General features: G+C 62.4%; 11 protein-coding genes and 1 rRNA gene. 3 read left to right on the forward strand and 9 right to left on the reverse strand.

The features are described 5' to 3' along the window. Positions 1–7: 7 nt before the first annotated feature. Positions 8–120 (forward strand): 5S ribosomal RNA (rrf, locus tag GTP69_RS30040). Positions 121–300: 180 nt separating this feature from the next. Then, a complete protein-coding gene (locus GTP69_RS30045; protein WP_161058302.1) occupies positions 301–1,236 on the forward strand; it encodes an exopolyphosphatase in 936 nt (311 codons plus the stop codon). Between the two features lie 32 nt (positions 1,237–1,268). Here GTP69_RS30045 and GTP69_RS30050 read toward each other — a convergent pair whose 3' ends face one another. Both GTP69_RS30050 and GTP69_RS30055 read right to left on the reverse strand, forming a co-directional pair. Further along, complete coding sequence (locus GTP69_RS30050; protein ID WP_161058303.1) at positions 1,269–2,522, reverse strand: nitronate monooxygenase; 1,254 nt, start codon at positions 2,520–2,522, stop codon at positions 1,269–1,271. A gap of 140 nt (positions 2,523–2,662) precedes the next feature. After that, the gene (locus GTP69_RS30055; protein WP_161058304.1) at positions 2,663–3,148 is read right to left on the reverse strand and encodes a YajQ family cyclic di-GMP-binding protein; all 486 of its coding nucleotides are present in this window, start codon (positions 3,146–3,148) and stop codon (positions 2,663–2,665) included. A gap of 154 nt (positions 3,149–3,302) precedes the next feature. Between GTP69_RS30055 and murB the strand changes: the two genes are divergently transcribed. Beyond that, the gene (gene murB, locus GTP69_RS30060) at positions 3,303–4,325 is read left to right on the forward strand and encodes a UDP-N-acetylmuramate dehydrogenase (protein WP_161058305.1); all 1,023 of its coding nucleotides are present in this window, start codon (positions 3,303–3,305) and stop codon (positions 4,323–4,325) included. Here the strand turns inward: murB and GTP69_RS30065 are convergent. The 7 genes from GTP69_RS30065 to GTP69_RS30095 all read right to left on the reverse strand — a co-directional run. After that, positions 4,322–5,254, reverse strand: coding sequence for a sensor domain-containing diguanylate cyclase (locus GTP69_RS30065; RefSeq protein WP_161058306.1), 933 nt, complete (start codon positions 5,252–5,254; stop codon positions 4,322–4,324). The genes murB and GTP69_RS30065 overlap by 4 nt on opposite strands. 37 nt (positions 5,255–5,291) lie before the next feature. Continuing rightward, the gene (gene ppnP, locus GTP69_RS30070; RefSeq protein ID WP_161058307.1) at positions 5,292–5,606 is read right to left on the reverse strand and encodes a pyrimidine/purine nucleoside phosphorylase; all 315 of its coding nucleotides are present in this window, start codon (positions 5,604–5,606) and stop codon (positions 5,292–5,294) included. 14 nt (positions 5,607–5,620) lie between these two features. Beyond that, complete coding sequence (locus tag GTP69_RS30075; RefSeq protein ID WP_161058308.1) at positions 5,621–6,667, reverse strand: diguanylate cyclase; 1,047 nt, start codon at positions 6,665–6,667, stop codon at positions 5,621–5,623. Between the two features lie 18 nt (positions 6,668–6,685). Then, the gene (cheB, locus tag GTP69_RS30080; RefSeq protein WP_161058309.1) at positions 6,686–7,732 is read right to left on the reverse strand and encodes a chemotaxis-specific protein-glutamate methyltransferase CheB; all 1,047 of its coding nucleotides are present in this window, start codon (positions 7,730–7,732) and stop codon (positions 6,686–6,688) included. Continuing rightward, a complete protein-coding gene (locus GTP69_RS30085) occupies positions 7,729–10,029 on the reverse strand; it encodes a hybrid sensor histidine kinase/response regulator (RefSeq protein ID WP_161058310.1) in 2,301 nt (766 codons plus the stop codon). The genes cheB and GTP69_RS30085 overlap by 4 nt, the downstream gene beginning before the upstream one ends. Next, on the reverse strand, positions 10,026–10,709 hold the full coding sequence (locus GTP69_RS30090; protein WP_161058311.1) for a chemotaxis protein CheW: 684 nt from the start codon (positions 10,707–10,709) through the stop codon (positions 10,026–10,028). Before GTP69_RS30090 ends, GTP69_RS30085 begins: the two co-directional genes overlap by 4 nt. 12 nt (positions 10,710–10,721) lie before the next feature. After that, the coding region (locus GTP69_RS30095) for a tetratricopeptide repeat protein (RefSeq protein ID WP_161058312.1) at positions 10,722–11,082 on the reverse strand (361 nt) is incomplete at its 5' end.

The raw sequence follows: 11,082 nt of genomic DNA on the forward strand, positions 1-11,082 counted from the left end.
GTCAAAGCTTGATGACCATAGTAAGTCGGTCCCACCCCTTCCCATCCCGAACAGGACCGTGAAACGACTCTACGCCGATGATAGTGCTGCAACCAGTGTGAAAGTAGGTTATCGTCAAGCTAGTTATTAGAAAAACCCCAGTTAAGCCTGAACGCGCTCAAGATCGCGCTCAGTGCAAAACTGGGGTTTTTTGCGTTTACATCAACGGCTTAAAGCAATTGCTGTGCAGTTACACCATAGGGTTGTATGATTAGTGATCGCCTTGCGGCGGCCTTCTTCAACTTACTAGAGGTGTGTTCCATGTCTGAAGCAAAGAAATATCGTCTGGTCACCCGCAGTGACTTTGACGGCCTGGTGTGCGCGGTGCTGCTCAAGCACCTGGATCTGATCGACGAGATCCTGTTCGTCCATCCGAAGGACATGCAGGACGGTAAGATCGCGATCAGCGACAACGACATCACCACCAATTTGCCGTATGTGCCCGGCGTGCACCTGGCGTTTGACCACCATTTGTCGGAAACCATCCGCAATACCGGTGAGCGCAGCAATCACGTGATTCATCCGGAGGCGCCATCGGCTGCGCGCGTGGTCTACGATTATTACGGCGGCCTCAAGGCGTTCCCGGCATCGTGGGACGATATGATGGCGGCGGTCGACAAGGGCGATGCGGCCCGCTTCAACGAGCAGGAAGTGCTGAATCCGGAAAACTGGGACCTGCTGAACTTCCTGATGGATGCGCGTACCGGCTTGGGCCGCTTCCGCGAGTTCCGCATCTCGAACTACAACCTGATGATGGACCTGATCAATTACTGCAAGGACCATACGATCGAGCAGATCATGGAACTGCCGGACGTGAAGGAACGCAAGGAGCTGTATTTCGACCACGCCGAGAAGTGCAAGCAACAGATCCGCCGTTGCGCCACGGTGCACAAGAACCTGGTGGTGCTGGATCTGCGCAACGAGGAAGTGATCTTTGCCGGCAACCGCTTCATCATCTACGCGCTGTTCCCGCAGACGAATATTTCGATCCACGTGCTGTGGGGCCTGAAGAACCAGAACACGGTATTCGCCACCGGCAAATCGATCCTGAACCGTACCTCGAAGACCAATATCGGCGCGCTGATGCTGGAATACGGCGGCGGCGGGCATGAGAATGCCGGCACCTGCCAGGTCGATAATGAGCGGGCAGACGAAGTACTGGAAGCGCTGATCTACCGCATCAACAGCGAAGGATGACAAAATAAAAAAAGCGCCCTAGGGCGCTTTTCTCATTCCTGCTCAGGCAGGGCGATGTGATCGTCCGTACTGAACTGGTAATCCTTGAACACGTGTTCCGCGCTCAGCAGCTGATACTCGCCATCCGGCTTCTTGAACGAGGTGTCCTTCAGCTTGTAGGTGTAGTGGCCGCAGGTCCAGCAGTTGAAGTTGCGCATGTGGGTGCACAGGCAGGTCTTGTCCATCACCACCACGTTCTTCAGTTCAGGATGCGCCGCCACTTCGCGGTTGTACGAGTTGATGTAGGCGCAGTTGCCGGTAGCGTCCAGCAGGTAGCCGTAGGATTCGCAGCCCGGACGAATCCCGGAGCCGATCGCCGGCGTATTTTTCAGCATGCGCATCGGATAGCCGGTCGGCGAGATGCCGTTGACGATAATGTCCTCTTCCGACGCCTTGAAGTATTCCTGCTTGACCTTGTCCGGCAGGCCGCATTCCTTGGTGACGGTGAAGCGGGTTGCGACTTGCACGCCCGCCGCGCCGGCTTCCAGGAACCTGACGGCGTCGGAACCGGTGAAGATGCCGCCGGCCGCGATCAGTGGAATGTCCAGCTTCTCTTCCTTGAAGTAGGCCAGCAGTTCCAGCATGATGGTCATCAGGTCGTAGTCTTTCCAGTCTTCCGGACCGAAGCCCAGGTGACCGCCGGCCAGCGGGCCTTCGACGATGACGTAATCCGGCAGACGGTTCAGCTTGGCATTCTTGCGCAGGAAGATCTGCAGCGCGCGCACCGACGACACGATAATGCCCAGCTTGGCTTCGCGGAAGCGCGGGTGGTCGGCCATCAGCGCGAACGAACCGAAGTGCAGGCCGGCCGACAGCGTGATGCCGTCGATGCCGGCGTCCAGCGCCGCATTCAGACGGGTGCGCAGGGTTTCGCGCGGACCGTTCATGGTCAGCTTTTCCATGCAGTTGACGAAGATCAGGCCCGGACCCTGCTTGGCGCGCATGGTGGCGCCGATGTGCAGGCGTTGCGCTTCGGCCAGGCGTTGCAGGTCGAACTGCACCATGGACTTGTCCATGTTGTTGATGTTGTGCTTGTAGAGCTTGGTCTTGTCCTTGACGAAGCTGGTATCGAACTTGCGATCCGAGACGTCTTCCACCATCGCGTCGGAGATGTGGCCGATGCCGCCCAGACGGGCCGCTTCCAGCGCCAGTTCCGAGGTCGAGATATCGACCCCCATTCCGCCGATCATGATGGGCACATACTCTTCATTGCCAAATCGCAGGCGGAAATCATCAACACGTTTCATTGCTATCCTTAGACTACCGAGGTTATTTGCGGTCGCGCGGCAGTACGCATGGTCGGGGCTCCGACTTATTCTACTCCATGTGTACTACAGCTATGTGACGGCGCGGCCGTGCCGGGCACGCCGCGCGGACGGACGGGAGATCAGTCGCGGAAGTTGTTGAATTCCAGCGGCAGGTCGGCAACATCCTTGCGCAGCAGCGCCATGGCGGCCTGCAGGTCGTCGCGCTTGGCGCCGGTGATGCGCACCGATTCGCCCTGGATGGCGGCTTGCACCTTCATCTTGCTGTCCTTGATGGCGCGCACGATTTTCTTGGCGTCGTCGGTTTCGATACCGTTTTTCACCGTGATGACCTGGCGCACTTTGTCGCCGCCGATTTTCTTGATCTCGCCATCGTCGAGGAAACGGATGTCGACCTTGCGCTTGGCCAGCTTGCCGGTCAGCACTTCGCGCACTTGCTGCAACTGGAATTCCGCATCGGCGGTAATGGTCAGCTCGCGCTCCTTCTGTTCGACGGCGGCGCCGGTCCCCTTGAAGTCAAAGCGCGTGGCGATCTCTTTTTGAGATTGCTCGACGGCATTCTTCACTTCGATCATATCGGCTTCCAAAACTACATCAAACGACGGCATAACTATTTCCTTTTCGTGAGGCATGCAGCACGCGTGGATCCGGCTGCATCAAAGACTGATATTTTAACGGACAACCTGCCCAACGCTGCCATATCGGCGCTGGTTTTTTGCTTGTTTCGCTCTATAATCGATGAAATTTCCTGATTATTTTCTCATGCCCGCCCCATTTTCTGTCCTACATCAATTTCCGCTGCAGTCCCTCAACACCTTCGGCATCGCCGCCAGCGCGCGCGCCTATTTGCGCGTGACTGAAAAGGAGCAATTGCTCGGCGTTTATGTCGATGGCGCCTGGGCTACTTTGCCGAAGCTGGTGCTGGGCGGCGGCAGCAATGTGCTGCTGACCGGCGACTTTGACGGCCTGGTATTGCACATCGCCTTGCAGGGCAGGGAAGTGCTGGAAGATACGCAACAACATTATTTGGTGCGCGCGGCCGCCGGCGAAAACTGGCATGCGTTCGTGCAGTGGACGCTGGCGCAAGGCGTCGGCGGGCTGGAAAATCTGTCGCTGATTCCCGGCACCGTGGGCGCGGCGCCTATCCAGAATATTGGCGCATATGGGCTGGAAATCAAGGACGTGTTCCACCGCGCGACGGTGTTCGACCCGTGCAGCGGCGAGACGCGCGTGATGGAGGCGGCGGCGTGCCGCTTCGGCTATCGCGACAGTGTGTTCAAGCGCGAAGAGGGCCGCCACCTGATCATTCTCGACGTGACATTTGCGCTGCCCAAGCAGTGGCAGCCGAACCTGCGCTACGCCGAGCTGGCGGCCGAACCAAGCCTGACCGGCACGCCGACGCCGCAACAGGTGGCCGACGCGGTGATCGCGATCCGCCGCCGCAAACTGCCCGATCCTGCGGTGATCGGCAACGCCGGCAGTTTCTTCAAGAATCCGGTGGTATCGGGCGCGCAATGCGCGGCGCTGCTGGAGCGTTTTCCGGCCCTGGTGCACCACGCGCAGCCGGATGGCAGCGAGAAGCTGGCCGCCGGCTGGCTGATCGATCAATGCGGCTGGAAAGGCCGCAGCCTGGGCGCGGCCGGCGTCTATCCGAAACAGGCGCTGGTGCTGGTGAATAACGGTGGCGCCAGCGGCGCCGAAGTGGTGGCGCTGGCCAAGGCGATTCAGGCCGACGTGCAGGCGCGCTACGGCGTGCTGCTCGAACCTGAACCTGTGTTCATCTAAGGGCGGGCAGCCTGCACCAGCTCAATTGCGGTGTGGGCGTCTTCCGGGTAGAGCGAGCAGCCGGTGTGGCAGGCGGCGCGTAATGCGGCGTCGCTGATGCCGGGCAGCGATTCGCCTGTCACCGACAGGCTGATACGATGCAGCTGGCTGGTGACGATCGAGCGCCGCGACGCCATGTTGAGGATCACGCCGAATTCATCATGGCCAATACGCGCCACCAGATCGCCAGCGCGGCATTCGCGCTCGATGCGGCGCGAGATGTCGGCCAGCGCTTCGGTCAGCGCCGCGATGCCGTTGATGCGCACCACCGCCACGCCCAGGTGGCCTTTGCTGGCCTGCGCCGTCGCCAGCTTGGCTTGCAGCTGCTCGTAGAAGAATGAACGGTTGGCGGTGCCGCTGGCTTCATCCAGCGTCAGGCGCTGCTTCAGCACATTCGGCCCTTCCTGCGTGGCGCGCTGCATCAGCATCGCCGCCATATTCGCCAGCAGTTGCGCGATCTCCACTTCGTGCTCGTTAAATTCGCGCGGCTTCTTCCAGATCAGCTTCATGACGGCGATGGCGTCGCCGCCGGCGATCAGCGGCACGATCACCATCGCCCGCAGCCCGACCTTGCGGCACGCTTCGCGGTTGACGCGGTCATCGGTCTCGCTATCGGTACACAATGCCGCCGTGCGGCTGGTCAGCACGCGGCCGGAAAGGCTGTTCGCCACCGGCATGCGCAAGCCCAGTTGCGCTTCGGCGATGCCGTTGGCGGAGCGGTAGACGATGGCGTCATCTTCCAGCAGTTCGACCACGGCGCCGTCGGCGCCGGTCAGTTCCACCGCGCGCGCGGAGGCGGCGTCCATGACGGCGGCGAGGTCATTGCCCAGACCAACCAGCTGGACCTGGGCGTCGATAATCGCGAGTAGCTTGTGTGATGGTATGTTCATGGTCGTAAAAAAAGCAGACCGCAGTCTGCTTTTGAGTTTAGCCGAAGTGGCAAACGTAATCGAGGGTTTCCACGGTTTCGATGTCAAATTTGCTGTTGCCCGCCACCTTGAATTCCTGGCCGGCGCCGTAGGTCTGCCAGTCGTCGGCGCCGTCCAGTCGCACCTTGCACACGCCGCCGACGACTTCCATGATTTCCGGCGCGCCGGTGTTGAAGGTCAGGCTGGAAGGGAAGATGACGCCGACGGTTTTCTTGCTGCCATCCGCCAGGATGACGGTGTGCGAGACGCATTTGCCGTCGAAGTAGATATTCGATTTCTTGACGACGCTGACTTGATCGATTTGAGCACTCATGCTGCAGTTTTTCCTTAGTTCGATGAGGTGAGACCGGGCGTGTCGTCCGCGCTCATCACGCGGTTGCGGCCAGCATGCTTGGCCGCGTACAGCGCCTGGTCGGCGAGGCGGATCAGTTCTTCGACCGAGGAATCCGGCGACGGCACCAGGCTGGCCACGCCGATCGACATGGTCACCGAGGACAGGTCCGTGGTCGCTTGCGGATTTTCGATCGCGAGCTGCTCCAGATGGCGGCGGCACGACTCGGCCACGATCAGCGCCCCAGTCAGTGGTGTCTCCGGCAGGATAATCGCAAACTCCTCGCCGCCGTAGCGCGCGGCCAGGTCGGCCGGTCGCTTCAGGTGTTCAGTCAAAACAGCCGCTACCTTTTTCAGGCACAAGTCGCCCGCCAGGTGGCCGAAGCTGTCGTTATATCCTTTGAAGAAGTCGACGTCGCACATCAGCAGCGTCAGTGGCTTCTTGTCGCGCTGGCCGCGCTGCCATTCGATGCGCATGGTGTCGTCGAAGCGGCGGCGGTTGGCGATGCCGGTCAGGCCGTCCAGCGCCGCCAGCTTTTGCAGTTCGATGTTGGCGTCGGCCAGCTGCTTCTGGCTCTCGCGCAGGAAGCGGAAGGCCTGGTCGCGCTGCAGGCGGCTGATGTGGGCGCCGGAGTGGTAGCGCACCCGCGCCAGCAGTTCCAGCTTGTCCGGCAGCTTGACCATGTAGTCGTTGGCGCCGGTGCTGAAGCTGTGCGCCTTGAGTTTCGGGTCTTCCTTGGCCGACAGCACGATCACCGGCACGTGGCGCAGGCCTTCTTCGGCGCGGTACTGGGCGATCTGGCCGAAGCCGTCGATGGTCGGCATCACCAGGTCTTGCAGGATCACGGTCGGCTGCAATTGCAGCGCAGTCTCCAGCGACTTGGTGGAGTCGGTCACGTAGTGGAATTCGATGTCCGGCTGGTCGCTGAGCATGCGCCGCACGGCTTCGACGATGATCAACTGGTCGTCGACCAGCAGTACGCGTACCTTGAAGGTGGTGAGGACCGGTTCTTGATCTTGTACGATTACTTGTGCTTCGGACATCAGGTTTCTCTTAGGTTGTTAGCTACGTCCGCCCAGGGTACCGCGCAAGACCGGTCCGATCTTCGCTAGCGGCAGTATCATTTGCGCCGCGTCCAGTTCCGCCGCCGCGCGCGGCATGCCGTACACCGCGCTGCTGGCCTGGTCCTGGGCGATGGTGGTCTGGCCGGCGCGCCGCATGGCCAGCAGGCCTTCGGCGCCGTCGCGCCCCATGCCGGTCAATAGTACACCAATCGCTTCGCCTTTCCAGTGCTGCGCCACGCAATGGAAGAAGACGTCGACCGAAGGACGGTAGGCATAGTCCTTCGGATGGGCATCGTAACGCAAGCGCAGGTTTTGATCCAGCGTCAGGTGGTCATTGCTCTTGGCGATCAGGATGGTGCCGGCCACCAGTTCATCGCCTTCTTCGGCGGAGCGCACCGGCATCTCCAGCTGCTCGCCCAGCCAGCGCGCGAAGTTGTCGGCGAAGTGCTGGTCGATGTGTTGTACCACCACGATGGCGCAGCCGCGCGGCGCCTTCCAGCCGGCCAGCAGCTTGGACACCGCCACCGGGCCGCCGGTGGAGGCGCCGATGGCCAGCAGCGCGGTGACTTTTTCGGTGTCCGGTTCGTTGCTGGCATTGCCGTTGCCGCCGGCGTTGGCGGCGCTGCGCGGCAGCATGGCCTGATTGCCGCCGCTGTGGCGTATCAGCTTGTCCATGGTGCGGATCTTGGCCAGCAGTTCGGCGTCGCCGCCCGGCTGGCCTTGCAGCACCGGCGTAGCGGTGACGTCCAGCGCGCCGGCGCCCAGCGCGCGGAACACCTGGTTGACGTTATCCTGCGGGCGGCCGGTCACCACCAGGATGGCGCACGGGCTGTGCTCCATGATCTGGCGCGTGGCTTCCACGCCATCCAGCTCCGGCATGTTGAGGTCCATCAGGATCAGGTCTGGCCGGCTGTCGGCCGCCATGCGCACCGCCTCGGCGCCGGTACGCGCGATCCACAGCACCTGGTGCTCGGCGGTGCTGGCGACCACGCGCCGCAGCGCTTCGGCTGCCATGGCGACATCGTTGGCGATGGCGATTTTCATCTACGGGCGTCTCCAATCAGGTCACTGACGGCATCGAGCAGCGTCTCGTCGTGGAAGCTGCCCTTGGTCAGGTAGTAGTCGGCACCGGCCGACAGTCCGCGTGCGCGGTCCTCCGGCCGATCTTTGTATGACACTATCATGACCGGTACCTTATGCAGGTGTAAATCCTTTTTAATTAACGTTACCAGTTCGATACCATCCATGCGCGGCATGTCGACGTCGGTGATCACCAGATCGTACTCGCCGCTGCGCACCACGTTCCAGCCGTCGATGCCGTCGATGGCGATATCGACCAGGAAGCCGCGGGCCAATAGCAGCTTGCGCTCCATCTCGCGCACGGTGAGCGAATCGTCGACCACCAGGATACGCTTGGTCTTGCGGCGTTCGGCGGCATCCGACTTGGCCAGTTGATGCAGGCCGCCTTCGTGCAGCAGTTTGTCGATCGACAGCAGCAGGTCCGGCACGTCGAGGATCAGCACCGGGTCGCCGTTGTCCAGCAAGGCGGCGGCCGAGATGTCGCGCATCTTGCCGAAGATTGGATCGATCGCCTGCACCGCCAGGCTTTGCTCGCCGAGGATGGCGTCCACCACCAGCGCGTAACGGCGCGCGCCGGCGCCGATCACCACCACCGGCAGCTCGCTGCCTTCGGCGCTGGTGTCGCCCAGTTCCAGCACCTGCGCGGCCGAGACCAGCCCCAGATGCTCGCCGCCAAAGTCGAAGAACTGCTTGCTTTCCAGCGTGTGGATGGAAGTCTGCGGCACCTTGAGCACGCGCTCTACCTGCACGATCGGCACGGCGTAGGCTTCGCCTTTGACGTCCACCACCAGCGCGCGCACGATCGATTGCGTCAGCGGCAGTGTGATGTAGGTGCGGAAGCCGACCCCCAGTTCGGACTCGATGCGCACCGTGCCGTTTTGCGAACGGATGGTTTCGTGGACGATGTCCAGGCCAACGCCGCGGCCGGAGATTTCGGTGATGTTTTCCTTCAGGCTGAAGGCCGGCAGGAACAGGAACTCCATCAGCTCCGCCGGCGACATGGCGGCCGCCATCTGAGCTGGCGCCATTTTGCGTTCGATCACGCGGGCGCGGATTTTTTCCAGGTCGACGCCCTTGCCGTCATCGCTGATTTCGATGCTCAGCATGCCGGCGCGGTGGCGCGCTTCCAGTACGATGGTGCCGGTGCCCGGCTTGCCGGCGGCGCTGCGTTCGGCCGCGCTGTCCATGCCGTGGTCGATGGCGTTGCGCAGCATGTGGTTGATCGGGCTTTCGATCTTGGCCAGGATGTCGCGGTCGACCAGCGTGTCTTCGCCGACGATTTGCAGCTGCACGTCCTTGCCCAGGCTGCGCGACAGGTCGCGCACCATGCGCGGGAAGTGCTGCACGCCGTCGCGGAAAGGCCGCATGCGCATGGTCAGCACCTCGTCCACCATGCCTTGCGAGACGGCCAGCAGACGGCGCTCGTAGGCTTCGATGTCGGCGATGTGCTCCAGCACGAACTGCTTGAGCGGATGGGTTTTTTGCAGCGCCAGCAGCGACTTTTCCTTCAGGCCGGCGTCGGTGCTGTTGGAGATGGCTTCGTGCAGCTGCTCGATCAGCGAGAACAGGCTGCTCTGGTTGCGCTTGAAGCGCTGCAGGTTCTGCACGAAGGGATGCATCTGGTGCGCGTTGATGCGCGACTCGCTGGCCAGCGACAGCAGCTTGTCGAAGTTCTGTGCGTGCTTCATCGGCGCCATGGTGCGGCGCTCGTGCGCATCGTCGGCCGCAGGAGCGCCGGCAGGCTGCGGCGCGATCGGCAGTTCGCCGATCGGGAATTGCGGTGCGGCCGGTGCTGGTGCAGACATCGGCGCCAGCATCGGCGGTGAGAAATCGATCGGTTCGGGCAGGAAGGCGATGGTGCTGATCGAGTCCATGGTGCGCTTGATCTGTTCACCGTTGGCGGCCAGCCAGCCATCCACTTCGGCGTCCTGCAAACGTGACAGCTGCAGGATCAGATCGACGCCGGCCAGCAGCACGTCGACGCGGTTGGCGGTCAACGCCAGCTTGCCGTTTTGCGCGGCGATGAAGGCGTCCTCCATGCCGTGCGCCAGCTGCACCACCACTTCCAGGCCGACGATGGAGGCCGCGCCCTTGATCGAGTGCGCCGCGCGCATCATCGATTCGACTGCGCTGGCGTCGTCCTTCAGGCGTTCCATCGCCAGCAGGCCGTCGGTCAGGATCTGGGTCTGGCTGTCGGCCTCCATGCGGAACAGGTCCAGCATGGAGAACTGGCTCAGGTCTCCGTTGTTATCCACGCTCATCGCAGGGTCCTCGCGAGTTGGTAGCCGATCAGCGCTTCATCCAGCACGCCGATGCGCATGTCGTCATGCGTGATGACGCCGGTGAGGAAGCGCGACAGGCCTTTGTTGATGGTGGCGGCCGGCGCCTGCACGCTGGCGCTGGCGTAGCGCAGGATGCCGTGCAGGTCGGCCACCGGCAGCGCGTAGGCCTGGTCTTCCCATTGCGTCAGCAGCAGGCGCGCGAAGGTGTGGCGGTGGGTGGCCGCTTCGCCTTCGCTGTCGTCGATGCCCAGCAGGGCGGCCAGCGACATGCACGGGTACAGCGTGCCGCCGACGTTGACGATGCCGCTCAGTCCACGCGAGGCGCGGTGCGGCAGGCGGTGCGGCGTGGCGATCGGCGCCACCGAGACGAACATGCGGGTCGGCAGCGACAGCCATTCGCGGCCGATGCGGAATACCAGGCAGGAGCTGTCCTGCTGTTGATTGCCGGTGGCGGCCTGGCGAAAGTGCGCAGCCCAGTCTTTCTTGTAGCTGTCGCCGACTGGGCGTTGCAGGTTTTGCTGCGCGGCGCTGGCGTACACGTCGCAGTTGCGGCAGTGGACGAACTGCTCCAGTTTCTCGCAACTCTGGTCGCCATTGACGCCGATGACGTTCCAGCAGTCCTTGACGTCGATGGTGGCGGGGGAGGTGGTTGTGCTCATGGTTTAGCGCCTTCAGGATGCTTGCTGGCGTTTGTAGATGCGGGCGGCGCGGGCCTTGAGCGCGGCGGCGCCGCTGGCGTCGTTATTGGCTTCGGCCAGCAGCGCCAGGTGGCACAGCGCTTCGTAGTGGTCCGGCTGCAGGTAGATGCAGCGTTTCCAGTAATCTTCCGCCATCTTTGGTTTGTTGGTCAGCTCATTCAGCAGGCCGAGGATGAAGTAGGCTTCGGCTGATTCCGGATGCTGGGCCAGATGATCGCGGCAGTGTTTTTCGGCGGCCTTAATGTCGCCCAGATCGGCCAGACGGCGCGCGGCGGCCAGCAGGTCGGCGACGGCTGCCGGCGGCGCGCTTGGCGCGGCTGTCGGTGTCGCTGCC

The sequence above is a fragment of the Duganella levis genome (assembly GCF_009857605.1).
Taxonomy (GTDB): Bacteria; Pseudomonadota; Gammaproteobacteria; order Burkholderiales; family Burkholderiaceae_D; genus Rugamonas; species Rugamonas levis.

Excerpts from the sequence above, each read along its gene's own strand:
- GTP69_RS30045 (WP_161058302.1), top strand. The coding sequence starts at position 301 with ATGTCTGAAGCAAAGAAATATCGTCTGGTCACCCGCAGTGACTTTGAC.
- cheB (WP_161058309.1), bottom strand. The coding sequence starts at position 7,732 with ATGAAAATCGCCATCGCCAACGATGTCGCCATGGCAGCCGAAGCGCTG.
- GTP69_RS30085 (WP_161058310.1), bottom strand. The coding sequence starts at position 10,029 with ATGAGCGTGGATAACAACGGAGACCTGAGCCAGTTCTCCATGCTGGAC.
- GTP69_RS30055 (WP_161058304.1), bottom strand. The coding sequence starts at position 3,148 with ATGCCGTCGTTTGATGTAGTTTTGGAAGCCGATATGATCGAAGTGAAG.
- ppnP (WP_161058307.1), bottom strand. The coding sequence starts at position 5,606 with ATGAGTGCTCAAATCGATCAAGTCAGCGTCGTCAAGAAATCGAATATC.
- GTP69_RS30090 (WP_161058311.1), bottom strand. The coding sequence starts at position 10,709 with ATGAGCACAACCACCTCCCCCGCCACCATCGACGTCAAGGACTGCTGG.
- GTP69_RS30065 (WP_161058306.1), bottom strand. The coding sequence starts at position 5,254 with ATGAACATACCATCACACAAGCTACTCGCGATTATCGACGCCCAGGTC.
- murB (WP_161058305.1), top strand. The coding sequence starts at position 3,303 with ATGCCCGCCCCATTTTCTGTCCTACATCAATTTCCGCTGCAGTCCCTC.
- GTP69_RS30075 (WP_161058308.1), bottom strand. The coding sequence starts at position 6,667 with ATGTCCGAAGCACAAGTAATCGTACAAGATCAAGAACCGGTCCTCACC.
- GTP69_RS30050 (WP_161058303.1), bottom strand. The coding sequence starts at position 2,522 with ATGAAACGTGTTGATGATTTCCGCCTGCGATTTGGCAATGAAGAGTAT.